General features: G+C 62.8%; 24 protein-coding genes and 1 pseudogene. 4 read left to right on the forward strand and 21 right to left on the reverse strand.

Annotation, left to right across the window (positions count from 1 at the left end):
* Positions 1 to 46: 46 nt before the first annotated feature.
* The 8 genes from ACIP21_RS14405 to ACIP21_RS14440 form a co-directional block, all read right to left on the reverse strand.
* Positions 47 to 1408: an outer membrane beta-barrel protein gene (locus ACIP21_RS14405; RefSeq protein WP_400688476.1), complete on the reverse strand. Its 1362-nt coding sequence runs from the start codon at positions 1406 to 1408 to the stop codon at positions 47 to 49.
* 87 nt (positions 1409 to 1495) lie between these two features.
* Positions 1496 to 1873: a nuclear transport factor 2 family protein gene (locus tag ACIP21_RS14410; RefSeq protein WP_400688477.1), complete on the reverse strand. Its 378-nt coding sequence runs from the start codon at positions 1871 to 1873 to the stop codon at positions 1496 to 1498.
* A complete protein-coding gene (locus ACIP21_RS14415; protein ID WP_400688479.1) occupies positions 1863 to 2747 on the reverse strand; it encodes a fumarylacetoacetate hydrolase family protein in 885 nt (294 codons plus the stop codon). The genes ACIP21_RS14410 and ACIP21_RS14415 overlap by 11 nt, the downstream gene beginning before the upstream one ends.
* 10 nt (positions 2748 to 2757) lie before the next feature.
* Entirely contained in the window at positions 2758 to 3351 is a 594-nt protein-coding gene (locus ACIP21_RS14420) for a VOC family protein (protein ID WP_400688481.1), read from the reverse strand.
* Positions 3352 to 3374: 23 nt separating this feature from the next.
* Complete coding sequence (locus ACIP21_RS14425; protein ID WP_400688483.1) at positions 3375 to 4613, reverse strand: 2-oxo acid dehydrogenase subunit E2; 1239 nt, start codon at positions 4611 to 4613, stop codon at positions 3375 to 3377.
* A 12-nt stretch (positions 4614 to 4625) separates the two neighbouring features.
* Positions 4626 to 7286: an alpha-ketoglutarate dehydrogenase gene (gene mdeB / locus ACIP21_RS14430; RefSeq protein ID WP_400688485.1), complete on the reverse strand. Its 2661-nt coding sequence runs from the start codon at positions 7284 to 7286 to the stop codon at positions 4626 to 4628.
* Positions 7287 to 7387: 101 nt separating this feature from the next.
* Complete coding sequence (locus tag ACIP21_RS14435; RefSeq protein WP_079228516.1) at positions 7388 to 7894, reverse strand: flavin reductase family protein; 507 nt, start codon at positions 7892 to 7894, stop codon at positions 7388 to 7390.
* Positions 7895 to 7909: 15 nt separating this feature from the next.
* Positions 7910 to 9136, reverse strand: a complete 1227-nt coding sequence (locus ACIP21_RS14440) for an acyl-CoA dehydrogenase family protein (RefSeq protein WP_400688487.1) — start codon at positions 9134 to 9136, stop codon at positions 7910 to 7912.
* 475 nt (positions 9137 to 9611) lie between these two features.
* On the opposite strand from ACIP21_RS14440, the gene ACIP21_RS14445 reads away from it, so the two are divergent.
* Entirely contained in the window at positions 9612 to 10292 is a 681-nt protein-coding gene (locus tag ACIP21_RS14445) for a TetR/AcrR family transcriptional regulator (RefSeq protein WP_400688489.1), read from the forward strand.
* Positions 10293 to 10313: 21 nt separating this feature from the next.
* Here ACIP21_RS14445 and ACIP21_RS14450 read toward each other — a convergent pair whose 3' ends face one another.
* The 7 genes from ACIP21_RS14450 to ACIP21_RS14480 all read right to left on the reverse strand — a co-directional run bounded on the left by ACIP21_RS14450 (position 10314) and on the right by ACIP21_RS14480 (position 16997).
* Complete coding sequence (locus tag ACIP21_RS14450; protein WP_400688491.1) at positions 10314 to 10976, reverse strand: TetR/AcrR family transcriptional regulator; 663 nt, start codon at positions 10974 to 10976, stop codon at positions 10314 to 10316.
* An 80-nt stretch (positions 10977 to 11056) separates the two neighbouring features.
* Positions 11057 to 12223 carry an OmpP1/FadL family transporter gene (locus tag ACIP21_RS14455; protein WP_400688492.1) on the reverse strand — a complete coding sequence of 389 codons (1167 nt, stop codon included), beginning with the start codon at positions 12221 to 12223 and terminating at the stop codon, positions 11057 to 11059.
* A 136-nt stretch (positions 12224 to 12359) separates the two neighbouring features.
* Complete coding sequence (locus ACIP21_RS14460) at positions 12360 to 13295, reverse strand: 3-keto-5-aminohexanoate cleavage protein (RefSeq protein WP_400688494.1); 936 nt, start codon at positions 13293 to 13295, stop codon at positions 12360 to 12362.
* A 52-nt stretch (positions 13296 to 13347) separates the two neighbouring features.
* Positions 13348 to 14217 carry a fumarylacetoacetate hydrolase family protein gene (locus tag ACIP21_RS14465; RefSeq protein WP_400688496.1) on the reverse strand — a complete coding sequence of 290 codons (870 nt, stop codon included), beginning with the start codon at positions 14215 to 14217 and terminating at the stop codon, positions 13348 to 13350.
* A gap of 33 nt (positions 14218 to 14250) precedes the next feature.
* Positions 14251 to 15180 carry a VOC family protein gene (locus tag ACIP21_RS14470; protein WP_400688497.1) on the reverse strand — a complete coding sequence of 310 codons (930 nt, stop codon included), beginning with the start codon at positions 15178 to 15180 and terminating at the stop codon, positions 14251 to 14253.
* Between the two features lie 46 nt (positions 15181 to 15226).
* On the reverse strand, positions 15227 to 15736 hold the full coding sequence (locus ACIP21_RS14475; protein ID WP_400688499.1) for a flavin reductase family protein: 510 nt from the start codon (positions 15734 to 15736) through the stop codon (positions 15227 to 15229).
* A gap of 40 nt (positions 15737 to 15776) precedes the next feature.
* Positions 15777 to 16997: an acyl-CoA dehydrogenase family protein gene (locus ACIP21_RS14480; RefSeq protein ID WP_400688501.1), complete on the reverse strand. Its 1221-nt coding sequence runs from the start codon at positions 16995 to 16997 to the stop codon at positions 15777 to 15779.
* 192 nt (positions 16998 to 17189) lie between these two features.
* Between ACIP21_RS14480 and ACIP21_RS14485 the strand changes: the two genes are divergently transcribed.
* The gene (locus ACIP21_RS14485; protein WP_400688502.1) at positions 17190 to 17297 is read left to right on the forward strand and encodes an acyl-CoA dehydrogenase N-terminal domain-containing protein; all 108 of its coding nucleotides are present in this window, start codon (positions 17190 to 17192) and stop codon (positions 17295 to 17297) included.
* On the opposite strand, the gene ACIP21_RS14490 is transcribed toward ACIP21_RS14485, so the two are convergent.
* The 5 genes and pseudogenes from ACIP21_RS14490 to ACIP21_RS14510 all read right to left on the reverse strand — a co-directional run.
* Positions 17288 to 19777: a TonB-dependent siderophore receptor gene (locus tag ACIP21_RS14490; RefSeq protein WP_400688504.1), complete on the reverse strand. Its 2490-nt coding sequence runs from the start codon at positions 19775 to 19777 to the stop codon at positions 17288 to 17290. The genes ACIP21_RS14485 and ACIP21_RS14490 overlap by 10 nt on opposite strands.
* 78 nt (positions 19778 to 19855) lie before the next feature.
* Entirely contained in the window at positions 19856 to 20785 is a 930-nt protein-coding gene (locus tag ACIP21_RS14495; RefSeq protein WP_400688506.1) for a FecR family protein, read from the reverse strand.
* 5 nt (positions 20786 to 20790) lie between these two features.
* Positions 20791 to 21288 carry an RNA polymerase sigma factor gene (locus tag ACIP21_RS14500; protein WP_400688508.1) on the reverse strand — a complete coding sequence of 166 codons (498 nt, stop codon included), beginning with the start codon at positions 21286 to 21288 and terminating at the stop codon, positions 20791 to 20793.
* Positions 21289 to 21612: 324 nt separating this feature from the next.
* Entirely contained in the window at positions 21613 to 22179 is a 567-nt protein-coding gene (locus tag ACIP21_RS14505; protein WP_400688510.1) for an isochorismatase family protein, read from the reverse strand.
* 398 nt (positions 22180 to 22577) lie between these two features.
* Positions 22578 to 22730: pseudogene (locus ACIP21_RS14510) on the reverse strand (TetR/AcrR family transcriptional regulator); the annotation flags it as partial.
* Between the two features lie 151 nt (positions 22731 to 22881).
* On the opposite strand from ACIP21_RS14510, the gene ACIP21_RS14515 reads away from it, so the two are divergent.
* Complete coding sequence (locus ACIP21_RS14515) at positions 22882 to 23304, forward strand: hypothetical protein (RefSeq protein ID WP_400688512.1); 423 nt, start codon at positions 22882 to 22884, stop codon at positions 23302 to 23304.
* Between the two features lie 98 nt (positions 23305 to 23402).
* Entirely contained in the window at positions 23403 to 24863 is a 1461-nt protein-coding gene (locus ACIP21_RS14520) for a UbiD family decarboxylase (RefSeq protein ID WP_400688513.1), read from the forward strand.
* Positions 24864 to 24961: 98 nt separating this feature from the next.
* Here ACIP21_RS14520 and ACIP21_RS14525 read toward each other — a convergent pair whose 3' ends face one another.
* The gene (locus ACIP21_RS14525) at positions 24962 to 26146 is read right to left on the reverse strand and encodes a M20 aminoacylase family protein (RefSeq protein WP_400688515.1); all 1185 of its coding nucleotides are present in this window, start codon (positions 26144 to 26146) and stop codon (positions 24962 to 24964) included.
* Position 26147 lies beyond the last annotated feature (1 nt).

Raw genomic sequence — 26147 nt, forward strand, 5'->3', positions numbered from 1 at the left:
AACCTGGCCCTGACAGTGCGAACTGCCAGGGCTTTTTTCATTGCGCTCAGAAGTACAGCAACGCTTCCACCATCGCGGTCAGCTGTGTGCGGTCACGACCATTGCCGAATGGGCGGTCATGTTCGCAGGCATCGAACCAGTCATAGCGCAGCTCCGGGCGTAGCGAGAGGTGCTTGCTGACGTCGTAGCGAAAGCCCGTGGTGATCGCGTTAAAGTCCCCGCGCGCGGTGGTCGTGGGGAACAGCGTGAAGCCGTCCGGGTCGCTGAAGTGCTCGCCGCGCACCGAGAATGACAAGTCCGGCCGCACCTGATAGGTAAGCACCGCGTTGGCGCCCCACCAATGCGCACCGTCGAAGCCTGGCCCGGTGACGATGTCGACGGTGCTCGGTTTGCCATCGCCATCCTGACGGCCGTAAACCAGTTCCGCGCCCATCGACCAACGCTCATCGAAACGGTGCCAGCCGTTCAGCGAATGCTGCTGCCTGAGCTGGCCGTCTGGGGAGATCAGCCGTGAGGTTGGGGCTTGCACGTCCTTGAAACTGTGGTTCTCCTGGTTGCCGACCATGAATTCATAGTCGACCCAGGTCTGCATGTCTGCCGTGCGCCAGCGCAGTGCACCGAACAGCGCCTTGTCATCGTTGTTGTCACGCAGGTTGCTCCAGCCCTGGGCCACGCCCAGTTCCACCCCCAACAGACCCTGCGGGCTGTCGACCAGACGGCTGCTGATCATGACGCCGCTGACAGTCACCAGGTTGCTGACGAAGGCGTAGGTCCGGCTGGCGAAGGGGTTGCGGGCCAGGCGAATGTTTGGCGGGATCTCGTAGCCGAAAGCCGGGCCGAAGATACCCGCCATCACCGTGAAACCAGGCCCGTACGGCAGATAGGCGGTGGCGGCGAGGTTGGGCGTGGAAACGAAGTTCTGCCTGTCCCGCCGGGCTTTTTCAGTGTCATCGTCACCGGGCGAATTGACACCCCAGTGCATGTCCCAGCCAAAGGCCCTGGAGAACTGCGCGTTGCGCCCGTACAAGGTTTCGAAGGTGAAACCGAAATCCGCTATTTCCGGTGCGGGGCCAGGCAACGGGGTGATGCGCGGGATGAGGTTGGCCTTGAGAGGCTTGTCGACGAACAGATGCAGGCTGCCCAGCTCGAAACCTTCGTCGGAAAACCCACTGATGGGTAAGTTGCTCAGCCCGTCGCGGCGCTCATCATGGGTTGAGCGGTTGTTGCGCGAATAGCCGATGTCGAGCAGGAAGAACGTACTGATGCCGTAGTCGCGTCGCAGGCTGTCGCCAAACAGGCTGCGGAACAAAGTGCCTTCGGCGGGTTCCTCGGCCGGTTCGGCATGGCAATCGATAATCGCGAAGGCGGCCAGCACCGCACCCAGCGCTTTCACCCGGATGTTATTCATGGAGAGGGACTCTTGTTGTTGTTCTGTGTCGTTATCGTGGGGGCCGGCGTCCCTGCCGGCGCAGGCCGGGGCCGGCCTTTGCGTGGGTCAGGTGCTGGTGGCCTGGAAGGCACACTGGCGCCAGGCGCCCTCGCTGCGAATCCATACCTGGGTGGTGTAGGCTTTCATAAACCGCTGTTCGCCACTCTCGCGCAGGACGATGGCCTGCTCCAGGCGGCCAGTGGCGATGGCCGTATCACCCTGCACTCGCACACGCATGTCGGCGCGCTCGACGCTGAGAAAGTCGATGTGCCCGGCGACCATTTCCAGGTACTGCGCCTTGTCGTCCACCTTGCCGGTGGCATGAACGTGTACCAGGCGGTCGTCCATCAACTCGGCCAGGGCTTGTACGTCGCGCTGCACCAGTGCCCGGCAGCGCTCGCTTTCCAGGTGCAGGATGTGCTGCTCGATCGTTTCAAGCTGCATGGCCATTCCCCCCTGGTTGCTCTGCACGGACGACATTCTCGATGCTCCCCAGGCCGTCGATCTCCACCCGTACCCGATCACCTTCGCGCAGCCAGCGAGGCGGTTTGAAACCGACGCCGACCCCGCCCGGCGTGCCGGTGTAGATCACGTCACCCGGCTCGAGGGTCATCACCTTGGAAAGGTGCTCGACTTGCTGGTAACAGTCGAAGATCAACTCCCGGGTATTGGAGCCCTGGCGCTGCTCACCGTTGACGAAGCAGCGGATGCCGAGTTCATGGGGGTTGCCCACTTCATCCGGGGTGACCAGCCAAGGGCCGAACGGCGCGTGCCCGTCAAAAGCTTTGCCCAGCACGAATTGCGAAGTGCGCAGTTGCCAGTCGCGCACGCTCACGTCGTTACCCACGCAGTATCCGAAGATCACCTCGGGGGCCTGTTCGCGGCTGACGTGGCGGCAGCGTTTGCCGATCACGAAAACCATTTCCGCCTCGTAGTCCAACTGCGCCGACACCTGCGGCAGGTCGATGGCCGCGTAGGGCCCGTTGGCTGACGTGTTCATCTTGGCGAACCACAGCTGATCGGCCGGTGTTGCCATGCCGGACTCGGCAACGTGATCGGCGTAGTTCAGGCCGATACCGAGGATTTTCCCAGGGCGCGGCACCGGCGCCATGAGGGTCACTTCGTCGAGGGCGAAATCTGCAGGCTGCAGCTGCACCAGGCGCCGCAGCGGCTCCTGCCAGAGGTTCCATTCAGCGATCAGCCCAGCCATTTCACGCGGCGCGGCGGACAGGTGATCGGCGATGCGAATCACGCCCCCCGCCACGACGATACCGACGCCCTGCAGGCCGCCAGGGGTCTTGAACGTACACAGTTTCATGGGTCTCTCCTCATCCAAGCAGGGTGCGAGTACCGGTACCGGCGGTTCCCAGGCGGCACAGTTCGGTTTCGCTGGCGCCGTCAAGCCATAGCTCGACCATGGCGTCGGGGTCGAACTCCAGGCCAATCGGGTCGTTGGCGAAGGTGTCGCTGTGGAAGAACGCTGCGGCGTCGGCGGCCTCCCTGAAGTTGTCCACCTGCAGCTCGATGTCGTTGCCTTCCGGGTCGCGGAAATACAGCGAGGTGGTGGGGCCGTGGTTGATGCACCAATAGGGGCGGATGCCCTCCTCCTTCAGGCGCAGGTAGGTGCGCAACAGGTCGTCGATGTGCGCGTAGCTGTAGGCGATGTGGTGTACGCCGGTGACTTCGTCGGCCTTCGGCGGCAGGTGCGGCATGTTGAAGAAGGCCAGCCGGTGGTGCTCGTCGTCATAGGTGATGAAGGTGAGGATCTCGTCCTCGAACACCAGCTCGGCCTGGAACAGCTTGCGGTACCAGGTGACCATGGCCTGGCGGTCGGCACAGCGGAACACCAGGTGCGCCATTTTCATCGGCACCACGCGTTCGCCTGCGGCGATCACCGCGCTGCGGGTTGGGGAAACGCTCATTTCGATTCTCCTGCTTGTTGTCGTCAGACCAGCACCCGACGGAAGTCGCCGAGCAGCGTCGCCAGGTAGGCAAGGAAGCGGCCGGCCTCGGCACCATCCACTGCGCGGTGGTCCCAGGACAGCGACAGCGGCAGTTGCAGGCGCGGCTGGAAGGCATTGCCGTCCCAGCGCGGTTGCAACTCGGCGCGACCGACGCCGAGGATCGCCACCTCGGGGGCATTGATGATCGGCGTGAAATGGCCTCCGCCAATGCCGCCCAGGGACGAGATGGAGAAGCAGCCACCCTGCATCTGTGCCGGCGAAAGCTTGCCGGTACGCGCCAGTTGCGAAAGCTCGGCCATTTCCGCCGCCAGCGCGGCGATGCCCTTGCGGTCGGCATCCCGGATCACCGGCACCACCAGGCCATTGGGCGTGTCGGCGGCGAAGCCGATGTGGCAGTAGTGCTTGTGCACCACCTCGTCGCCCTCCAGGCTCACGTTGAACTGCGGGAAGCGCTGCAGCGCCGCCGCGCACGCCTTGATCAGGAAGGCCAGCAAGGTGACCTTGGCCTGCCCTTCTCGCGCCTCCTGGTTGAGTTGCACGCGCAAGGCTTCGATATCGCTGACATCGGCCTGGCTGTGGTTGGTGACGTGGGGAATACGAACCCAGTTGCGGTGCAGGTTGGCCGCCGAAAGGCGCTTGATGCGCGACAGCGAACGGCGCTCGACCGGGCCGAACTGGCTGAAGTCCACTTGCGGCCAGGGCAGCAGGCCCAACTCCCCGCCAACACTGGCAGTCGGCCGATCGCGCTGTGCCTTGACGAAGGCCAGCACGTCCTCGCGCAGCAGCCGGCCGTTGGGGCCGGTGGCTGCTACCTGGTCGAGTTCGACCGCCAGTTCACGTGCCAGCTTGCGCACGGCCGGGCCTGCCAGCGCCAGTTGTGGCTTGCGTGCGCTTTCAGTGGCAAGTGCCGGTGCGGCGGCAGGCGCGGCGGCCAGCGGCTCAAGGCTCACCAACAGCGGCGCGGCCTCGATGGTCGCTGGACGCTCTCCAGCCGGCTCGATATCGGCGATTACACTGCCGCGCGAGACCTTGTCACCTGGCTTTATCAGCACCTGGCGAATGATGCACTGCAAGGTGCTGGGCACATCCATCACCGCCTTGTCGGACTCGAGGACAAGCAGCGGCTGCTCCACGGCGACCACGTCACCGGCCTTGATCAACACCTCCACGACGGGCAGGTCCTTGAAGTCGCCGATATCCGGAACCATCAGTTGTTGCATGGCATTCACTCCTCAACGGTTCCACGGGGCGGCACTGCGGCCATCGATGGCATAACGCTCACGGGCTTGGGCATGCTTGTCACGGTCGACGCCGGCCAGCGCCGCCAACGCGATGTGCTGGCGGTCCATCTCGAAGAAGCGGCGTAATGCCTGGCGGGTGTCGCTGCGGCCGAAACCGTCGGTGCCCAGCGCGGTATAGGGCGCCTGCAGGTAGGGGGCGATCAGTTGCGCATAGCCGCGCACATAGTCGCTGGCCGCGACCACCGGGGTGCTGCCGGGCAGGCAGGCCTGCAGGTGGCTGGTACCCTTGGCCTCAGTGCCGAACAATTGCTGGCGCTCGACCTCGCGGGCCTCGCGGGCCAGCTCCGAAAAACTGGTGACGCTCCAGATCTCGCTGGCCACGCCCCACTCTTCGGCCAGCAGCTCGGCGGCCGCGATCACTTCACGCAAGATGGCCCCGGAGCCGAGCAGGCGCACAGCGGGCTTGCCCTCGCCACGCGTGCCGAACAAACGCATGCCCTTGAGCACGTCGGCGTGCTGGGCGGGGTCCAGTGGCGCCTGTACGTAGTTCTCGTTGGTCACGGTCAGGTAGTAGAACTCGTCATGCTGCGCTTCGAGCATGCGCCGGCTGCCGTGGTCGATGATCACCGCCACTTCGGCGGCGAAGGCCGGGTCGTAGGCGCGGCAGCTCGGCACCGTGGCGGCGATCAGCTGGCTGCTGCCATCCTGGTGCTGCAGACCTTCGCCGGCGAGGGTGGTACGCCCGGCCGTGGCGCCGATCAGGAAGCCACGGGCACGCTGGTCGGCAGCGGCCCAGATCAGGTCGCCGATACGCTGGAAGCCGAACATCGAGTAGTAGATGTAGAACGGCAGCATGGGCACGCCGTTGACACTGTAGGAGGTCGCCGCCGCCACCCAGGACGAGATCGCGCCGGCTTCGGTGATCCCCTCCTCCAGCAACTGCCCATCCTGGGACTCTTTGTAGTAGAGCATCGCCCCGGCGTCCTCCGGCTCGTACAGCTGCCCTAGCGGCGCGTAGATGCCGACCTGGCGGAACAGGTTGGCCATGCCAAAGGTGCGTGCTTCGTCGGCGACGATGGGCACGATACGCGGGCCCAACTGTTTGTCCTTGAGCAGGTTGGTGAACAGCCGGACAACGGCGGTGGTCGTCGACGCCGCACGGTCATCGGGGGTCAGCGCGAACTGCGCATAGCTCTCCAGCGCCGGCACCTGCAGGGCTTCGGCAATGCTGCTGCGGCACGGCATGTAGCCACCCAGGTCCGCCCGGCGAGCATGCAGGTAGCGCATTTCCGCACTGTCTTCAGCGGGTTTGCAGAAGCGCATTTCCTCCAGCGCCTGGTCATCCATAGGCAGTGCGAAGCGGTCGCGAAATGCCTTGAGTGCCTCGACGTCGAGCTTTTTCTGCATGTGCGACGTGTTACGCGATTCGCCGGCCTGGCCCATGCCATAGCCTTTCTTGGTCTTGGCCAGGATCACCGTTGGCCGGCCCTTGTGTGCTTTGGCAGCAGCGAAGGCGGCATGCAACTTTTTAAAGTCATGGCCACCGCGGCGCAGGCCGTCGATCTCGGCCGGGCTCATGTGCGCAACCAGTGCTTGCAGTTCCGGGTCGAGGTCGAAGAAATGCGCGCGGTTGTATGCGCCGTCGTTCGCGCCCAGTGTCTGGTACTGGCCGTCGACGGTATGGGCGAAACGGCGCAGCAGCACATGGTGGCGATCACGGGCGAACAGCGCGTCCCAGTCCGAGCCCCAGACCACCTTGATCACGTTCCAGCCGGCGCCGCTGAACAGCGACTCCAGTTCCTGGATGATCTGCCCGTTGCCCCGCACCGGGCCGTCCAGGCGTTGCAGGTTGCAGTTGATGACGAAGGTCAGGTTGTCGAGTTTTTCGCGGGCAGCCAGGGACAACGCCGCGATGGACTCCGGCTCGTCCATCTCGCCGTCGCCGAACACGCCCCAGACATGGCGCTGCGCGGTATCGGCCAGTTTGCGGTGCTGCAGGTAACGCAGGAAGCGCGCCTGGTAGATCGAGCTGATCGGGCCGATGCCCATGGAGCCGGTGGGGAATTGCCAGAAGTCCGGCATCAGCCAGGGGTGTGGATAGGAGCACAAGCCACCGCCATCGACTTCCTGGCGGTAGCGCTGCAGTTGCTCTTCGCTCATGCGCCCTTCGAGAAAGGCCCGGGCGTACACCCCAGGCGCCGAATGGGGCTGGAAGTACACCAGGTCGCCCTTGCCCTGCTCGTTGTCGGCGCGGAAGAAATGGTTGAAGCCAACCTCGAAGATCTCGGCCGCCGAAGCGTAGCTGGCGATATGCCCACCCAGTTCGCCATAGGCCTTGTTAGCCCGTGCCACCATGGCCAGGGCGTTCCAGCGGATGATCGAGGTGATGCGCTCCTCCATGGCCAGGTCGCCTGGAAATACCGGTTGGTCATCCAGGGCGATGCTGTTCTGGTACAACGAGCAAGGGGGGGCGGACGGGCGTATGCCCAGGTGGCTGGCGTGCTCGGCCAGGCGCTGCAGAAGGAAATCCACGCGCTCGCCGCCGGCGCTATGCGCCACGGCCTCCAGGGCGTCGAGCCATTCATGGGTTTCCTGGCGGTCGCTGTCGTGCTCGGTGCGATCGCGCGGTATATCGGTGATCTTGGCGGTCATGGCATAAGGCTCAATCAGGTTTTACAGGCGCAAGCCGCCCATGGCTGCCCGACAACGGGCAGGCCCGGGTGCACTTGCGCACAATCAGGTTCTTGGCTGGTTTACCAACCGTCGCGGCAACCGCTCCACTCCACGCCCGGCGCGCGGGCGTGGACTTGGTGATAACGGCCGCTGTAGAACAGCAGCGGCTTGCGTTGCTCACCGATGCGCAGGTGCTCGACTTCGCCGATGTACAGCAGGTGGTCGCCAGCCGGGTGCACGTCCACCGTGCGCGCCACCAGTTGCACCAGGCTGCCGTCGAGCAAGGGGGTCTGCTCGTGGAAACAGTACGGCAGCGCCAGGCCTTCCTCTGGCCGCCCACCGAAGTGGGCGCTCAGCGGGCGCTGGGTCTCGGCCAGGAAATTGACGCCATAGCACACCCCTTCCTTCACCCACTGGTTGAAGCGCGAGGCGTTGCGTACCGAGATGAGGATCAGTGGTGGCTCCAGCGATACCGACATGAAGGCATTGGCCGTCATGCCTGCCGGCTCGCCGTCGGCCACGAAGGTGACCACCGTGACGCCGGTGGCGAACTGGCCCATTACCGTGCGCAGAAGTTTGGGGTCCATGGGGTTGCCCTCTTGTCAGATCAGTGCGGTGACCGTGTTTTCCACGCCCAGCAGTGCCTTTCCGTACAGCTCCAGACCAATCGCCGGCAACGCCACGGCATGCCGTGCGGCGGTGTTGGAGTCGCGCCACCAGCGCTGCATCGGGCTGCTTTCGGCGAAGCTGCCGGCGCCATGGGCGGACAACAGGATGTTGATGGCATCGGTGACGTGGGTGTTGACCAGACCGACGTCGGCACGGATACGCGCACGGATCACGTTGTCTAGCTTGATGCCTTGACGGGCCGCCTCATCCAGCTCGTCGGCAGCACGCATGGCGCGCAATTGGGCGCTGTCGATCTTCAGTGCCGCTTCTGCGATTTGGGTCTGGAACACCACCGAGTCGGTCTGCTTTTCGAACGAGGTGTAGGCCACGGCGCGGCGCGGGGCATTGGCGATCACGTACTTCAGGGCGGCTCGCCCCAGGCCAAGCTGCGGGCCATTGAGAATCAGCGCGGCAAACGGCACGAATAGCGGCCGATAGCTGGCTTCGTCCTTGAACGGGGTGGCATATTCTCCCTCGATGGCCGCGCCCATGTTCAGCAGGCGGTGGTCGGGCACGAACACCTCCTCGGCGATGATGCAGTTGCTGCCGGACGCACGCATGCCGGTGGTGAACCAGGTGTCTTCGATGCGGTACTGCGCCTTGGGGATCAGCGCCAGGTACTGGGCCACCAGGGCGCCGTTGGCGTCGCGCTCCTCGGCGCCGATCGCGGCCCAGTCGGCATGCAGGCTGCCGGACGAGGAATACCACTTGCCGGAAATCACCAGGCCGCCCTCGACCCTTCGTGTGGTTGGCGAGGTGTTGAACACACCGGCCACACGGGCATCGGGGTTGTTACCGAAGACCTCTTGCTGCGCACGCTCATCGAACAGGCCGGTGAACCAGGCGCAGACATTGCTGAGCGCCACCACCCACGCCGTGCCACCGCATGCCTCTGCCAGTGCAGCCGACACTTCCAGGTGCGAGCGCAATGTGCCTTCATGGCCACCGAACCGCTTCGGCACCATCAGACGAAACAAGCCGGCGTCACGGATGGCCTGGATGTTTTCCTCGGCTGCGCGGCGGTTCGTCTCGGATTCGGCGGCGTTCTTGCTTAGCAGGGGTTGCAGCGCGGCGGCGCGCTCGACCAGCTCCTGCAAGGAAGGCCCCCTGTCGGCCAGCGGCAACACGTCTGCGTCGAACGCATTAATCGCTTCTTTCATGTTTTCCACCTTTAATAATGACTAAAATGTCATTTATTTATTCTGGGCGAACGAATCCACACGCCGTCATCAGCGGAGCGTGCGGACGACTACTCGGGAGTACCTGCGAATGCGCTTATTTCAAATGGGCAGAAGCTTGCGGCGCGGCGGCGGTGGCAGCGGACGGGATACGCGGGGGGTCAAGGCTTGAACGAGCATTTTTCGTCTCCTGTTGTTTTTATGACGAAACTGCCAGCGTGACTCAGCATTAGATAAAACATACTTGTCATTCCGACATTGCAAGAATGTAGGACAAGGCACAGACTTGTTCAATAGCTTTTATCAAATAAATTTATTCATGCGATGAAATGCATAGTTTTTAACAATGACATTTTGTCACTCGACGAGATTACCCATGCCCAGCCATGACTCGCTTGCCCCTGCCGGGCGAACCTGCAGCGACCACCGCCCACGTATGGCGGAAAAGAAACGCCTGATGATGAGAACGCGCTTGCTCGACTCGGCCATGCGCGTATTTGCCGAAGCGGCCGGTGCCACACCAGTGATCGACGATGTTATCCGCGAGGCCAAGGTGTCCCGTGGCACGTTCTATCGTTACTTCGATTCGCTGGACCAGGTGCTGATCGCGCTCGGCCAGGAGCTGAGCAACCAGATGACCACCGACATCCTGCCGCTCTACGATATTCTCGAGGAACCATGGAAGCGCGTTTCGGTGGGCTTTCGGGTGTTCCTGGTGCGTGCCCTTCTGGACCGCAAGTGGGCCGGTTTCGTGACCCGTGTGGATGTATGGCCGCACCACGCACTGGTGGCCGAGTACATGGGCCGCGACCTGGAAAGTGGCCGTGCCGCGGGGCAGTTGGCCTTCGCAAGGCTGGACGCCGCCACCGACTTCTTGATGGGCGCGTCCGCGCATGCCATCCAGGCCATCCTGCAAGGTGTGGAAAACGTCAATGACTACATGGACGCCTGTGTGCACATGGCGTTGATCAGCCTGGGCGTCGACCCTGCAACCTGCCAGCGCGGCGTGGATTTTTCGCTGACCTATCTGCAGGACTGGGGCTCCGGGGCGCTGGAGTTGCCACGACCGGTGTGGGCGCTGAACCTCAACTCCCGTGATGGCCGGGAGTTTCTGGCCTACCGCCGCCCAGCGGGCTGACACGCCGCTGGGCAGGCACGATCAGGCGGGCTGATTACCGTACGTATCCAGGTCGATGCTGATGATCCGCTCGGCCTCGTGGTGATCCACACCCAGGCCGCTGAGCACGAAATGCACCATGCTTTCCACTGCCGACGGCGGGCGGGCGCCCTCCAGCACCTTGCGCAACAGGTAGAGCATGCCCCCGATGATGCAATCGACCGTGGAAACGATGTCGACCACCTGAAAAACGCCTTCTTCGTTACCGACCTGGATATCCCGTGCCAGCGGATTGCCCATGGTCTCGATCATGTCGTTGATGCTGTATACCGAGTGCACCAGGAACCAGCCCCAGACCGGGTCGGTCAGGCCGCGGTAAACGGTGCGACGGATATTGACCCCTACCCGCTCGGCGATGCCCGCAGCCGGGCAGGTAGCGGCATCCAGCGCTTCGATCATCTGCAAGGCGTCGTCGATGAACACCGCACGCGCCACTTCTTCCTTGCTCGAGAAGTAGTTGTAGAACGAGCCGAACGACAATTCGGCCTCTTCGGTGATGTCATTGATGGCAGTGGCTTCGATGCCCTTGCGCCCCATTACCGAACGCGCAGCACGCAACAGCTTGCCGCGGGTGCGCTGGCGCGCCTTCTCATTGACCCGTGGCTTGCGTGGCTCGGCTGCCTTGGGGTTGTTGTCTTCATTCATGGTAGCGATCGGCTGGCACTGATGGGGGGTGCGGACCATGATACCCGACTCGCCCTGCAGCGCCAGCCAACCGCGCCCGCTCAGTAGCGCATGCCGAGCCCCAGCAGCACCGACGAATAATGCGCGCCGATGTTGGTGCCGCTGCTCGGGCCTTTGCCGCGCAGCGTCTCGGGGATCTCGTACTCGTAGCCCAGCGACAGGTCGGTGGCCGGCGACAGGTGATAGGTAAAACCAGCCGACACCGAGTTGTTGAGTATGCCCGGCGAGAAGTAGTTGGCATTGGTATGTTGCGCATCCACTGCCGCCGTGGCGCGCTTGAGGCCGGCACGCAACGTCCACGCCGTGCTCGCCTCCCACGACATCCCGACCCGCCAGACATCCTGGCTGTTCATGCCAGCGCCATCGGGGTTGTTGAAGAAACCGACCTCGGCCCATTCGATACGCAGGTAGTCCGCGGCCACGGTCAGCGCCGGGGTCAGGCGCACGGCAACGCCGACCCCGTACTGCTCCGGCAAGTCCAGATGGCCGCCGGCGATCGCCAGCAGGTCATCCTTGTAGCCATCGGCGTCACTGAAGCGCATCTTCGGTGAATACGCCGCACCCAGGCTGAACCGCGAATCGACCTTCCATAGCACCCCTGCCCGCCAGCCCAGACCAGTGCTGGTGGCAATGCCATGGGTCGGCGAAACGCCAAGGCTGCCGTCCGCCTGCGGCACCACCAGGCCACGCGCCTGCACCTGCTGCACACCGACCAGTGCCGACAGCCCCAGCGACAAGTCCGGGGTGACCTTATAGGCCAGCGTGGGGGCGAAGTTCACGTAGGCGATCTTGGTCTTCACCGCCGGGAAACCCATGCCAGGCACGGCCGCGTGGCTGTAGTCGGAACCTGAGCCAATCGAGTACATCGACAGGCCCAGCGCGGTGCGTTCATCGAGCTGGTAACTGATACCGCCACTGGGGATCGGCGCCCGCACCTTGAAATCGTCGCGGTTGTTCTCGTTACCGAAGCTTGCGCGGAAACTGCCGAAGAACAGCTGCAGCCCGCCGTCGATGCGGTTGCCCAGTTCGCTCATGCCGGCGGGGTTGTCACTGGCAATGGCCGCAGACTGGGGGAAGGCCAGCGAGGCGCCGCCCATCTGCGCCGACTCGATGCTGCTGGAAGTGGGAATATTGAAGTTCATGGCCTGGGCCAACGGGCACGCGAAGAAAAACAGCACGCCACCGGCCTGCATCGCTTTAATGTTCATGGTTACGCCTGCACAGTTTATTTATTGTTTTTGGAACTGATGACTCGAAGCGTTTGCAGCAGATCGCGGCCAGCCGTACCCGCCGCCGCAACAGCGGGCGCGGCCGGTTTACACACTTGCAGAGGTCAAGCGATGATCAGAAGGCGACGTTGTCGCGGCCTTTCAACTGCATGAGCGCGCGTGCCTCATCAGGCGTCGCCACGGCAAAACCCAGCGACTCGATCAGCGCCTTGATGGCCCGCACCTGTTCGGCGTTGCTCTGCGCCAGGCGGCCCTTGCCCAACCACAGGTTGTCCTCCAGGCCCACACGCACGTGGCCGCCCAGCAACAGCGACTGCATGGCGATGCGCGGCTGCATCGCCCCTACGCCAAGCACCGACCAGTGATAGCGGTCACCGAACAGGCGGTCGGCAGTTCGCTTCATGTGCGCCACATCTTCAGGGTGGGTACCGATGCCGCCGCGAATGCCGAACACCGACTGGATGAACAACGGGTCTTGCAACAACAGGCGATCGCGGAAGTGCGCAGCGGTATACAAGTGCCCAATGTCGTAGCACTCGATCTCGAAGCGCGTGTTGTTCTCGCCGCAGGCCGCCAGTATCTGTGCGATGTCCTTGAAGGTATTGCGGAAGATCCGCTCTTCACTGGCCTGCAGATAAGGCCGTTCCCAGTCATGCTGAAATTCGCTGTAGCGCTGCAGCAACTCGTACATGCCGAAGTTCATCGAGCCCATGTTCAGCGAGGCGATCTCAGGGCTGAATTGCAGGGCCGGGGCTATGCGCTCCTCCACCGACATGGTCGGTGCCCCCCCGGTGGTGAGGTTGACCACCACATCGGATTCGCGCTTGATCTGCGGCAGAAACTGCTCGAACAGGCGTGGGTCCTGGCTCGGCATGCCGCTCTGCGGATCGCGGGCATGCAGGTGCACCACCGCGGCCCCCGCCTCGGCCGCCTCGATCGCGGAGCGGGCAATCTGTTCAGGTGTTATGGGTAGATGGGGCGACATCGACGGCGTGTGGATCGAGCCGGTAATGGCGCAGGTGATGATCACTTTGGAAGCTTTTGCAGCCATGTCTGTTTCCTTCCATAAAGACGGCCTTGCTGGGCAAAGCCGCCGGGCCTGGTTAGCGAGGTTCGTCGACAATGGTGTTTTCGATGTGGCCCAGGCCCGAGATCTCGACCCGCACCACATCACCGGCCTTGAGGAACACCGGCGGTTGCATGCCGATGCCGACGCCGGCCGGCGTGCCGGTGATGAGGATGTCGCCGGGCTCAAGGGTCATCACTTCGCTGAGGTAGGCGATCTGTTGCGCGATGCTGTAGGTCATCAGCGCGGTGGAGGACTTCTGGCGTTGCTCGCCATTCACGCTCAGGCTCACGGTCAGTTGCTGCGGGTCGGCAACTTCGTCTGCGGTGGTAATCCATGGCCCGATCGGCCCGTGGGTATCGAACGACTTGCCAAGGGTCCAGGTCGGGCTCTTGGCCTGCCAGTCGCGGGCGCTGACATCATTGGCCACGAAGTAGCCGGCAACATGCTGCAGCGCGTCGCGCGCGTCGATGCGCCGGCCGCCCTTGCCAATCACCACGCCCAGTTCTGCTTCGTAGTCCAGGCGTTCGCAGACCGCAGGATGATGAACGTCGTCGTAAGGGCCGTTGATGCAGCTGATCTGCTTGCTGAACCACACCTGCGAAGCCGGGATAGGCACGTTGAGGCGCCGTGCTTCGGCTTCGTGGTCCTTGTAGTTCATGCCCAACGCCATGAACTTGCCGGGGCGCAGAATGGGCGCTTGCAGCCGCACGTGCTCCAACGCCACGCTGTTTTCAGCGGTGGCCAGGAGCGTGCGGGCGTCAGCCAGTGCATCGGCGCGGGCCAGCAGGGACGCAACGTCTGTCGGCGCCGATGCCGGTAGCAGGTGATCCAGATTGATCACACGGTGGCCCTGGACCAGGCCAACGGAAGTCTTGCCATCATGGGTATAGCGAGCCAGTTTCATGGGTGTACCTTTGAATGGGGAGAAGAAGCGTGATCAACCGAGGAAGTCCGGCGACAACGGTGGCGCCCACTGCGCCAAGGCATCAGGGCTGAGGGGTTCGTGGCCTGCAGGCATGCTGTCGTTGACCAGGTCGCCATCGGTCCAGTGCTCGACCTTGTTGCCGAACGGGTCGAGCCAGTAGTCGAACACCTGGCTGCCCTGCACGTGCCGGCCGATGCCCCAGGAGTGGCGGCGGCCCTGCTGCTGGAGAAAATGGCTGCCACTGGCCAGGTCGTCCCAGTCCAGTACCTCGAAGGCACAGTGATCGAAGCCGGCCTGCTCAGTACCCAGGTTGAGCAAGGCCACCGTGTGGTGGTCGGTGTAGGTCTCGCCCAGTCCGCAGTGCATGAATGCCGCCACGGTATTGTCCTGCTGGCCGGCAAAGTAGCTGTCGGAAACCCTTAGCCCCAGCACGTCGTGGTAGAAGGCGAACATGGCCGGATAATCGACGGTCTTGAGCACCACATGGCCCAGGCGCATCACCCGCGAAGGCTGCAGTGCGACCCGGTTGGTGGTGCCCCGGCGCTGGCGCCGATCGGCCGTGTTGAGCATCAGGGCCGGCCTTACCGGCTCGGCCTCGACACAATCGCCGCCATACAGCAAATCGACGCGCAGCCCGTCCGGGTCATGCAGGGTGACCACCCAGCCCGCACCCAGCTCGTCGTTGGCCAGCACCTCGGTGCCGAACCGTGCAGCAATACCCTGCAAGGCTTGCAGGCTGTCGAGCCGGTAACCAGCACCCACGGCTTTGGCGGGGCCCTGTTCGGCAATGTAGGCGGGATACCCCCCTTGATAGGCGGCCATCTGCAGGCTTGTGGCCGTGCGGGCGTGGTGCCGCAGGCCGAAGTCGCGCAGGAAGCCGGCCTGAACATCCAGGTCCGGCACCTGATAACGCACGTAAGCGATATCGCGTACAGCAATCATGCTGCACTCCTCCTGTCGTTGTTGTGGGGACGGTGACGCTGCGTGGCTAGCCGCGGTCGAACCAGCAGGTGGACGGGTCCAGTGCATGCAACTGCTTGTAGGCGCCCGAGAAGAACAGCAACGGGCGCCCATCCGACTCCTCGATGGCCTCGACGTCGGCGGTGTAGATCAGGTGATCGCCCCCCGGGTGCACCGCGTTGGCGCGCACGGCCAACTGCACCAGCGCACCGCCCAATACCGGCGACTCGCCCAGCTGGCGAAAGTCGGCGCTTAGCGCTGCCTGCGGGCGACCGCCGAAGTGACTGCTCAACGCTTCATCCTCCTCGCGCAGGAAGTTGATGCCAAAGGCATCGCCTGGCCTCACGCTGGCGGCGAAGCGCGCCGGGTTACGCACCGCGATCAGGACCATGGGCGGGTCCACCGACAGTGACATGAAGGCATTGGCGGTCATGCCGCTGGGTTCTCCCTCATGATTGAAAGTCACCACCGTCACGCCGGTGGCGAATTTGCCCATCACGCGGCGAAAGGCCCGCGCGTCCAGCTGTTTGCTCTGCATGCTCGGCACTCCTCAGACAAACGCGTTGTGGCTTCGCCATTCAGATGAAAGGCGTACCCGGCGTGTTGCCGCAGAGAATCCGGCCGTAGGTTTCGAAGTTGGTGTTGGGGCTGACGATGCCGTGCAGCGAGGCAATGCGCGCGTCCTGCCAGATGCGCGTCATCGGATTACCGACCGAGGCCAGCGAGCCCCCAGACGCCGAGGCCAGCAGGTCGACGGCTTCCCAGATCAGTTTCTCGGCATAGCCCACGTCGCGGCGCACCTTGGCCCGCTCCTCGAAGGCCATGTAGATGCCGGAGGCCGCGCTGGCATCGATGGCATCGGCATGGCGCTCCAGGATCACCCGCGCGGCGTCGATCTTGGCCGATGCCTCGCCGACCTGAAGATGGGTAACCGGTGCCTCGGCCTGCTTGGCGTACCAGGAGTACTGAATGCCACGCCGTGGCAGCGATTCGAGGAAGGTTTCCAACGCCGCCACCCCAAGGCCCAGGGCCGGGAACGCCAGGATAATCGCCAGCATCGGCATGCAGGCGCTCTGGTACAGCGACTCTTCGGCCAGATGGCTGGCCAGGTACCGACCCTCAATGGCTTCGGTCACGGAGGCGATCCGCGATTGCGGCACGAACACCTGGCTCGCCGTGACGGTGCAGCTACCGCTGCCACTGATGCCAATGACGTTCCAGTCGTCGAGGACCTGCAGTTGCTCGACCGGGATCAGCGCCACGCCCTGGTCCACCACCTTGCCGGCTTCGTCAACCAGCGGGATCCCGAGCATGTCCCAGGTCGCGTGCCTGACGCCGGAGTTGAAGCCCCACATGCCCTCTTCGATCAGGTAGCCGCCGTCCACCTTGCGTACAACGGCTTTGCGCGGCGAAAGCACGCCGGTCACCCGCGCCGGCTTGGCGCCAGCGAACACTTCCCTGGCGGCGTCCTCGCCGAAGAAGGCCGCAGCGCACCAGGTGGTGACATTGGTCAGCGCGGCGACCCAGGCCACGGAGGCATCGGCGCGCCCCAGCTCGGCGACCACGTTGAGGAACGTGCGCACCGACACCTGGCTGCCACCGTAACGACGGGGCGTGGTCATGGTCAGCAGGCCACCGGCTTCAAGGTCGGCAATGGTCTCGGCCGGCAAGTGGCCGAGCCGCGCGGTGTCCTTGCTTCGGGCCTTGAGGGCCGGCAGCAGGGCGCGGGCGTGGTCGAGCAGCGCGGCGGCAGCCGAGGTGCCGGACAAGGTCGGTTCAGGGGGAAGAACTGCGGTCATAGCGTCACCTTTTTCATGTTGTTGTTATCAGCCCCGGGTGCTGGCGGTGTCACCCGATTGGAGCGTTATTGATATATTCATCATTTTTGATGAAGTCATCAATAGATGTTTTTAGAACACCTTTTCCGATGGGCATCTGCGTACACATCGAAACGGTTCTAACGGGACTGACCCACAACAAGAGAAATCGCAATGCCTGCCTACCATGCCCCCCTACGTGACATGCGCTTTGTGCTCAACGAGACGGAAGCGACCATTTACCTCAACCGGCCTACGTCCCGCCCACCGTCTCAGTATTGACCTCGCAACGTCACCGAGAAGTTACGTGGCTCGCCGTAGTAGTTACCGTTCGCTGAACTGGACACCGTGCGGTAGTAGTGTTTGTCGAACAGGTTGTTACCGTTGAACGTCACATCCCAGTGCTGGTTGACGCGGTAACGTGCCATGGCATCGTATAGCGTGTAACCCGCCTGGCTATAGGCGTAGTCGGTATTGGTCCCGGTCGAGTTACCCGCGGCATCATAGGTCAGTGCACTGCCAGTGACGTAGGTGGCACTCTGCACCGTGACCCCACCGCCCAGGGTCCAGTCATGCCAGTTGCCCGGCAACTGGTAGGTGGTCCAGAGCTTGCCTTCATGCTTGGGTGTGATGGTGCTCAATCCGCCACCTTCGGTACGGTTGCGATTAAGGTTGAACACGTAGCTCGCCATCAAGTTCCAGCCAGGCGAAAGCTCGCCGGACGCCTGCAACTCGATGCCTTTGCTGATCACTTCGCCCTGGCTCAGATAGCAGCAACTGCCGCCCCACAAAACGTCATCGCGCGGATAGTTCGGGTCTTCGATCGCACCGCCCTTGCGTTTTGTATAGAACAAGGCAATGCCCGAACTCAGCCGACCGTCAAAATGCTCACCCTTGAGGCCGGCTTCGTAGGTTTTCCCAACCATGGGGTCTACCACGCTGCCGCTCCCCACCGGGCCCACGAGCTTGTTCTGCTGCGGTTTGTAGATTTCCGAATAACTGCCGTAGGCCGACCAGTTGTCTGTCAGGTCGTAGATCACGCCACCGTAGGGCACCAGACGCGTCGGCTCGCGCATGTCCACATTGCTTTGGACCACCCCGGAACTCTTGTAAACCTGCTCGAAGTGATAGCGTGACACTCGGCCGCCAAGAATCACCTTCAGCGGGTCAGCCACCTGCAAGCTCAAGCGGCCATACAACCCGTACTGCACTTGCGTGTTGGGGCTATAGACCCGAGGATAAGTCTTGGTGATCGGATTCGGGTCCCAGGGCTGAGGGTCGAACACATCGACCGGCTGGTTGGTATTGCTCAACGCCCCTGCCCCCTTCCATTTGCTGGTCACGTGCTGCCAGTCGCCGCCAATGACGAACTCGTGCTCCCGTCCATAGGCCTCAAAACTGCCGGACAGGTTGGTGTCGAACAGGTTCTGGTTGGTCCAGAAGCGGTTTATGCTCCCACGCCCGATGGGTCCGGTCAGCGTGACGGGATCGAGCGCGCGGGTCGTCACCGCCGACAACGCCTCGCCCGCGTCGTGGGTGTTGGTGTAGGTCAGGTTGGCTTTCCAGCCGTTATCGAAATAATGGTCCCACTTGGTGAATATCTCCTGGGATACCGTGTCGGAATAGGCCCACTTCTGGCTCAGGCTGGTATGGCGCGGCAAACCGATATCGCGGCCATCGCTGTAGCGAGGAAGGCCTGCATAGTTGCGGGCGTGGATCTTTTCGTACATGCCGCCCAGGGTAAAGGTGTCCGAAGGGGTAAGGTCCCACTCCAGTACGCCGTATACGGTCGGTTTTTCGGTCGACATGTCATCGACGAAGTACTTTCGATCGGTGTACGCGGTAACCAATCGCCCGCGCAAGCTGCCGCTGTCGTTGAGCGGGCCAGTCACGTCGAGCATGCTGCGGTAGGTGTCCCAGGAACCCGCCGCGGCTTCGAGCTTGAGCTGATACGTCGGCAATGCGCGCTTGCGCACCACGTTGATGACGCCACCGGGGTCGCCAACGCCGCTGAACAGCGCGCCGGCTCCTCGCAGTACTTCGACGTGATCGAACTCGACAAGGTTGTACAGGCGTTGCGAGTAGAAACTGCTGGCGTTGGAGGTCAGCGCCATGGGCGCGGCGCCGTCGATCTGGATACTGTCGATGTTGAAGCCGCGCGAGTAGTAGTCATAGTTACTGCTTCCGGTCTTGTTCACCGTCACGCCTGGCGCGTAACGCAGCGCGTCTTCGAGTTCATTGGCAGCGGTATCCTCGATCATCTGCCGGGTAATCACCGAGACCGACTGCGGGGTGTAGCGCAAACTGGTCGGAGACTTGCTTCCCACACTGACTGCGCCGGTGGTATAGGCTCCAGAGTTCTCGGTCATCTCACCCATGCCCTGCCCCAGAATGGTCAATGCGCCCAACTCGAGTGCGCCGTGGGTATCGACCAACCTTTCGAGCGTGACCGTGCCTTCCCCTGTGCTGCGCCAGCTCAGCCCACTGCCTTGCAGCAACTCGGTCAGCGCCTGCTCGGGCTCCCGATCGCCCTGCACCGTCGGGCTGTTCTTGCCTTGGACCAAGTCACCGTCGAAAATTACCTGCAGGCCACTCTGGGCGGCCAACAGGTTGAGTGCGTTAGCCAACGGTTGCGCACTGATGTCGAAGTGACGAGGCTGAGCCTGTGCTACTGGAACCGACAACACGTACACCAGCGACAACGTACCAACGGCCTGCGCCAGCGAACGGCGGCTGCCGCGAGGATAGAACGGACGGTGCATGGTTTCCTCCCTAGAAAATACGAAGCATTCGTTTTTGCACAGGGAAGACGTGTGGATGCGACGAACCCGTAAAAGTTTTTATTGGCGCGCGGTGAACACCAGCAGGTGATCGGTATAGCGGGTCACGCGCAGTGGGAAGGTCTGCTCCAGGGTCGACAGCGCAGCATCGATGCGGTCAAGCTGAAAGGTACCGCTGACCTTGATCGAGCGCAGCTGGTCATCGGCGATGTAGATCAGCCCAGGGCGATAACGCTGCAATTGTGCAACGACGACGGGCAGCGGCGTCTGGTTGAACACCAGACGCCCGCCATGCCAGGCCAGAAGGCCATCGGCATCCACCGAAAGCACCTGGCCCACGCCCTGCCCATCCACCGATACCCGCTGCCCTGCTGGCACGTCCACGTGCCTGCCCATGGCCTGCACGCGCACTCGGCCAGTGCGCACAATCACGTCAACACGCGTCGACTCGCGGCTAACACCATATTCCGTGCCCAGTGCGGTGGCGCTGACCGTACCCGCCTGGACGACAAAGGGCCGATCCGGATCGTGCTGCACCTGGAAAAATGCATCGCCTCGGCGCAGCGTAATACGCCGCTCAGCCGGAAACAGCGAGACGTCCACAGCGGAGTCCGCATCCAGTACGATGCGCGAGCCGTCGGCCAACGTGACGCTGCGACGCTCGCCTGCACCCGTTCTGTAGTCGGCATCCCAGGCGAAGTGGCGCATGCCCGTGGCGCCGACACCCAACACCAGCACCGCCGCACAAGCGGCAGCCAGGTAGCGACGCAACGGGCTACGACGGGTCGGCACTGGCACCTGCCCGGAGAGCATCCACACGCGGCGGGCCTCGACGAACGCGGCCTGATGCGCAGGCGCAGCCCCGCACCAGGCGCGTGCAGCGGCCACGTCGTCAGCGCCAGCCTCGCCGGAGGTCAGCAGTACCACCCAGGCTTGGGCCTGACGGCGGATGGCAGCATCGTGCAGGTCGGAAATGGAAGGATCGCGCATGACGGTCAACGTTGCAGGCTCGTGCTGAGAAAGTCGAGGGCCTGGGCCAAGTGTTTCTCCACCGTACTGAGGGAAACACCCAGTTGCTCGGCGACCTCACGGTGGGCCATTCCCTGCAGACGGCACAACAGGAAAATCTCTTGGCTGCGTGTGGGCAATCGTCCCAACGCTTCAGTCATCAGCCTCAAATCCTGATACGACGCCACGACATCGAACAACTCCGGGCTTTCGCCCGTGACTTCGTAGAGGTAAGCCATGCCTTGGTCATGCTGCCCCCGGGTCACACGGCTGCGCGAATGATCGATGACCAGGTTCCGGGCAATGCGGAACAGCAAGCCACGCAGGTTTCGCACCGAGCTGCGAGGTGGCTGACGCAGCACGCGCAGATACGTTTCTTGGGTGAAGTCGGCGGCTGTCTCGGGGTTCTTCAGGTGACGGTGCAGAAAGGCGCGCAGTTCGCCAGCGTGGGCCTTGAAGGCAGTTTCAAGCTCTTCGTTGGTCATGCGGTGGCCCATGCGCTCGCCTGGAAGACAGGGCTGCGGATGGTAATGCTTCCCATTTGTTAAATCCACACCTGTTTGCGCTCCTTCAGCCGCACGACGCCCTTGATGTCCGAGCACACAACTGCCTCAACGATGTCGGGATATCGCCACCGCAGACCGTTGCAGTAGAGGGTCTCCAATAACGCCCGATTCATTGGGTTCTGATGGATGATCCCTTGTAGCTGCCCATCGGTGAAAGTACTCGATTAGCGCAGACGTACAGTACAGGGGGACTGGGCTTGAGGAGACATCTACTGCTTCCACAGCAGTGGATACCCTCAAACTTCACGGTGTGAGCTGTGCAACCACTTCATCCGACGACATGACATCGGCGTATTCATCACCGAGTATTGCCAAGGTCAGTTCATGTACGGTTGTGGCATCCCACGACTTTCCATGCGGCCCGACAACTGGCACAGCTGTCGTAGCGTCTGAGGGAAGAACGATGTTGTATCCGAGTGCTTTTCCCGCACGAACAGTAGCATCCATGCTGTTATGAATGACAACCCCCGTTAGCACCAAACGTTTTACTCGCATCTTGGTAAGAATAGCGTCCAGTTCGGTGCCGATGAATGCGCAGTTTTCCTGCTTGATAATAACGGTTTCTCCCTCAATGGGGGCTACGTCGTTCTTGATGCCATTCCACGGCCCATAGGCGTAATAGCTGGATGTCGGTGTCCGTTCATCATGCTTCACGTGAAGAACTGGCCAGCCGTTCGACCGCCAGAGGGCGAGAAGCCGTTGGATCACGGCCAAATATCCAGGATTATTTTTTCCATCCCAGTTCGGGCGATCTATGGCGTCCTGAACGTCAAGGATAACGAGAGGGATGGGGCTAGGTTGATCCTTCATGTATTTCAGTCCTTTGGGAGAAGCGAGCAGTTGAGTGTGCTGCAGCAAACCTCCTACAGCAACTGCCCCCTTGGAATTGCTCGCTGTGGCGCTCTTTGATCACGCAGTTTATGCAAGGTGACTTCAGCAGACGCTTACGTCGCATCGACAAAGCTCAGTGCTCGACTCTTGCCGGTTGCTGCTTCAGGCAACGTCCGCGTGCCTGCCGCCGGGCGCTACTGCCTTCGGCAACTGAACTGGACTGGGCCCGCCGCGTGGTCGCTGGCGCCGACAGCGGAGCGGGCGTGTTCACCCTCGACGGGCAGAGGGTCGACGCGCGATTTCCCTTGCACTATCGAGCGCGCTGAAATCATCCATGACGCGGGCCACGGTTATCGTGCCCTCTATCAGCACGAAAAACTGACATCTTCTTTGTTCGCAAAATAGCGATAGATACTTTTACGTGCCACGCCCGAGGTCTTTACCAACAGGTCCATGCCGGTGGCGTGAATCCCATTCTCGTAAATAAGTCGCTCGGCAGTGGCCAGGATTTTTTCGCGTGTATCGGTCATTGGCTTCTCCATGCATCCAAGGCAGAACGATCGCTCTCCCCGGTCAAGCACCTTGGTGAAATTGTTCGATTGCAAGGACACGTTGACGCCTGCTCGAGAACGATTATACAGTTTGTATACATTCTGGTTTTGCATACAAGGAAGCTCTGCAATGCGGGTAAGACTCTTTATCGCTGTACTGGCCAGCACCCTCGGAACGCCGGCATTCGCCGATACTTCCGGCATCACCTACGCCATCGAAAACCCATTGCGTCCCGGCGCCAAGGCAGCCCATTGCCCTGCCGAAGCGCAGGTCATCGATGGCTGCACCTTCCACAGCGTGGCCGGTGACACCTACTCTGCCCGGCTTGAGGTGTCCCCCGGCGAAACCTGGGTTGCCAGTACCCCGGATACCGCTACGGTCGAGCTCCAGCCGCAAGCGCAGGAAGGCCAGGGTTATCAGGTCATACGAGTCATACCGAATCCGGCAACAAATGCCGATACCACCGTCACCTTCGACAAGCTTGCCGGGGCGCCCGGCGCTCGGAAGCTCATTGAGCGTCGCCGCATCAGCGTGATGATTCATCCAGCCTGATCATCCTTTTTGGGGTGCCCGTTATCGGCCGAAACCGCCTTGCTCGCTCCTACCGGGCAACCCCTGGGGCGGTGCAGCCCTGTCTTGAGGAAAATGCCATGACGTATTACGACGACCTGAGAAGCTACATCGCGGCGCTGGACGCCCTGGGCGACATCATGCACGTGCGCCGGGAAGTGGATTGCGATTTCGAACCCAGCGCCATCACCCGACGCAGCTACGAGATCCAGTCGCCGGCGCCGCTGTTCCATCAGGTGGCCGGCGTGGCACCAGGGTTTCGCCTGTTCGGCGCACCGGCCTCGTTGTCTTCGCGCCGCGACATGCCCTATGCCCGGGTGGCCCTGTCACTGGGGCTGGCCGCACAATCCACCGGGCCGCAGATCATCGAAGCACTGGCGGCGGCCCGGCAGCAGCCTGGGATCCCGCCGGTGCGGGTGGCCAGCGCAGATGCCCGGTGCCACGAAAACATCCTGCGTGGCGACGACGCCAACCTGGACCGCTTTCCGATTCCCTATGCCCACGACCAGGATGGCGGCCGTTATGCCAACACCTGGGGCACGCTGATCGTCAAGACGCCCGACGGCAAGTGGGTGAACTGGTCCATTGCCCGGGTCATGAAGGTGGATGGCAAGCGCATGGTCGGCCTGATCGTGCCGAGCCAGCATATCGGCCAGATCTGGACCCAGTGGGTGCAGCGCGGTGAGCCCATGCCCTACGCCCTGGTACAGGGCCCGGCCCCGGCGATTTCCTGTGTTTCCGGCATCCCGATTCCGGCCCACGCCGACGAGGCGGACTACATCGGTACGCTGGCAGGCGCGCCGGTGCCGGTGGTGAAAGCCGTCAGTGTGGACCTGGATGTGCCAGCCACCGCGGAAATCGTCATCGAAGGCCATGTCTCCATCACCCGCGACTGCCAGGAGGGGCCCTACGGCGAGTACGGTGGTTACCTGGGCGCCGGCTCGTCCGCGCAACCGACCTTCCACGTCGAAACCATCACCCATCGCGATGACCCGATCTGGCCGATGTCGGTGACCGGCCGACCGACCGACGAATCCCATACCCTTTGGGCCATGGGCCTGGCCGCCGATGCGCTGACCCACCTGCGCGAGGCCGGGTTGCCGGTGAAGACCGCCTGGATCCCGGAAGACTCCACGGTGCACTGGCTGCTCGTGGTCATGCCGCAGGATTGGCGCGAGCAGTTGCCGGAACTCAGCAGCCAGGCGCTGGCACAGCGCATTGGCGAAGTGCTGTTCAAGACCGATGCGATGGTGTTCATCCCGAAAGTCTACGTCGTGGACGATGACTTCGATCCCACCAACCTGCGCGAGGTCGCCTGGGTGCTGTCGACACGCGTCCATCCGGTGGGGCGTCGTGCGGTATTCGACGACCAGCGGGTGATCCGCCTGCCGCAATGCTACGAGGAGGAGGAATACCTCGCCGGCAAGGGCGCCAAGGTGGTATTCGATACGCTGCAAAGCCAGCGCCATCTGCACGCCTCGTTCGCACAGGGCTATCCGGAAGAGGTGCGCAGGCGCGTCCTGGAGAACTGGCCTGGCTGAACGCCGGCCAGCATGCTGGAGACGTAGCCGCCTGGCGCACGGCCTCGATGGCCTGCTTGATCAGCGGCTCGCCTGCTTCGCCCCCCTATGAAGGTACGTCAGCAGAGACAGTCCTGGACCCATTTCACCCAACATTCAGAGCCGATTTTCACCAGCGCATCATTGAAGTCGTAGTGCGGGTTGTGCACCGAGCAACCATGGAACTCGCCAGTTCCGTTGCCCAGGATGAAGTAGCAGCCCGGCCGCTGCTGCAGCATGTAGGCAAAATCTTCGGTACCCATGATCTTGCGGGGCATCCTGTTCAGCAACATGCCTTCGCCGAACAGCGGGCGCAGGCTTTCGCGCAACTGCTCGCTCTCTTCGTCAGTGTTGATCAACGCGGGAGCCAGCGGCGTGTACTGCAACTCGATCTGTACCCCGAAGCTTGCCTCATGCCCCGTGACCAAGGCCTCGAGGCGGCGCTGGATCTTGGCTTGGGTTTCAGCGGTGTCGGTGCGCACGCTCAACAGCATGCTGGCTTCATCCGGAATGATGTTGTAGACCGAACCGCTCTGTATCATGCCGATGCTGATGACCGCGTATTCCTCGACACTCAGGTTGCGCGACTTGATGGTCTGGATGCCACTGATCAGGCTGTTCAACGCCGAAATCGGGTCCACCGAAAGCTCCGGCATCGCCCCGTGCCCACCCTTGCCCGTGATGCGGATGCTGACGCGCAGGGACGACGCCATGGTCGGCCCGGACTGCACCACGCACGCGCCCACCGGCAGGCCTGGCATGTTGTGCAGCGCGTACACCGAGTCACACGGGAAGCGTTCGAACAGGCCGTCGTCGATCATGGCCTTGGCGCCGGCCAGGCCCTCTTCGTCAGGCTGGAAAATCACGTTCAGGGTGCCATTGAAGCGTTTCGTCGCGGCCAGTTGCGAAGCCGCCGCCAGCAGGATCGCGGTATGCCCGTCATGCCCACAGGCATGCATCCGGCCGGGGATCTTGCTGGCATGCGCGAACGGGTTTTTCTCGCTCATGGGCAAGGCGTCCATGTCGGCGCGCAGGCCAATGCTGCGCGGGCTGTCGCCCACTTTCAACACCCCGACCACGCCATGCCCACCGACATTGCGATGGACTTCATAGCCCCAGGCCTGCAGCTGCTCGGCTACCAGCCTGGCCGTCTCGGGCGTGTCGCCGCCCAGTTCCGGCGCCGCGTGGATCTGCCGACGGATTTCGATGAACGTGTCCAGCGCTTGCGCCTGATGTTGCGGTTGATTGCCTTGAAAAGTGCCCATG

Source organism: Pseudomonas sp. NPDC089401, from assembly GCF_044749485.1.
In the GTDB taxonomy this organism is placed as follows: Bacteria; Pseudomonadota; Gammaproteobacteria; order Pseudomonadales; family Pseudomonadaceae; genus Aquipseudomonas.

Coding starts and splice junctions, on each gene's coding strand:
- ACIP21_RS14495 (WP_400688506.1), bottom strand. CDS start 20,785: ATGCGCGATCCTTCCATTTCCGACCTGCACGATGCTGCCATCCGCCGT.
- ACIP21_RS14465 (WP_400688496.1), bottom strand. CDS start 14,217: ATGAAACTGGCTCGCTATACCCATGATGGCAAGACTTCCGTTGGCCTG.
- ACIP21_RS14420 (WP_400688481.1), bottom strand. CDS start 3,351: ATGAGCGTTTCCCCAACCCGCAGCGCGGTGATCGCCGCAGGCGAACGC.
- ACIP21_RS14460 (WP_400688494.1), bottom strand. CDS start 13,295: ATGGCTGCAAAAGCTTCCAAAGTGATCATCACCTGCGCCATTACCGGC.
- ACIP21_RS14475 (WP_400688499.1), bottom strand. CDS start 15,736: ATGCAGAGCAAACAGCTGGACGCGCGGGCCTTTCGCCGCGTGATGGGC.
- ACIP21_RS14480 (WP_400688501.1), bottom strand. CDS start 16,997: ATGACCGCAGTTCTTCCCCCTGAACCGACCTTGTCCGGCACCTCGGCT.
- ACIP21_RS14490 (WP_400688504.1), bottom strand. CDS start 19,777: ATGCACCGTCCGTTCTATCCTCGCGGCAGCCGCCGTTCGCTGGCGCAG.
- ACIP21_RS14470 (WP_400688497.1), bottom strand. CDS start 15,180: ATGATTGCTGTACGCGATATCGCTTACGTGCGTTATCAGGTGCCGGAC.
- ACIP21_RS14450 (WP_400688491.1), bottom strand. CDS start 10,976: ATGAATGAAGACAACAACCCCAAGGCAGCCGAGCCACGCAAGCCACGG.
- ACIP21_RS14505 (WP_400688510.1), bottom strand. CDS start 22,179: ATGAAGGATCAACCTAGCCCCATCCCTCTCGTTATCCTTGACGTTCAG.
- ACIP21_RS14405 (WP_400688476.1), bottom strand. CDS start 1,408: ATGAATAACATCCGGGTGAAAGCGCTGGGTGCGGTGCTGGCCGCCTTC.
- ACIP21_RS14440 (WP_400688487.1), bottom strand. CDS start 9,136: ATGAAAGAAGCGATTAATGCGTTCGACGCAGACGTGTTGCCGCTGGCC.
- ACIP21_RS14500 (WP_400688508.1), bottom strand. CDS start 21,288: ATGACCAACGAAGAGCTTGAAACTGCCTTCAAGGCCCACGCTGGCGAA.
- ACIP21_RS14445 (WP_400688489.1), top strand. CDS start 9,612: ATGATGAGAACGCGCTTGCTCGACTCGGCCATGCGCGTATTTGCCGAA.
- ACIP21_RS14435 (WP_079228516.1), bottom strand. CDS start 7,894: ATGGACCCCAAACTTCTGCGCACGGTAATGGGCCAGTTCGCCACCGGC.
- ACIP21_RS14520 (WP_400688513.1), top strand. CDS start 23,403: ATGACGTATTACGACGACCTGAGAAGCTACATCGCGGCGCTGGACGCC.
- ACIP21_RS14415 (WP_400688479.1), bottom strand. CDS start 2,747: ATGAAACTGTGTACGTTCAAGACCCCTGGCGGCCTGCAGGGCGTCGGT.
- ACIP21_RS14425 (WP_400688483.1), bottom strand. CDS start 4,613: ATGCAACAACTGATGGTTCCGGATATCGGCGACTTCAAGGACCTGCCC.
- ACIP21_RS14455 (WP_400688492.1), bottom strand. CDS start 12,223: ATGAACATTAAAGCGATGCAGGCCGGTGGCGTGCTGTTTTTCTTCGCG.
- ACIP21_RS14525 (WP_400688515.1), bottom strand. CDS start 26,146: ATGGGCACTTTTCAAGGCAATCAACCGCAACATCAGGCGCAAGCGCTG.
- ACIP21_RS14485 (WP_400688502.1), top strand. CDS start 17,190: ATGCCTGCCTACCATGCCCCCCTACGTGACATGCGCTTTGTGCTCAAC.
- ACIP21_RS14410 (WP_400688477.1), bottom strand. CDS start 1,873: ATGCAGCTTGAAACGATCGAGCAGCACATCCTGCACCTGGAAAGCGAG.
- mdeB (WP_400688485.1), bottom strand. CDS start 7,286: ATGACCGCCAAGATCACCGATATACCGCGCGATCGCACCGAGCACGAC.
- ACIP21_RS14515 (WP_400688512.1), top strand. CDS start 22,882: ATGCGGGTAAGACTCTTTATCGCTGTACTGGCCAGCACCCTCGGAACG.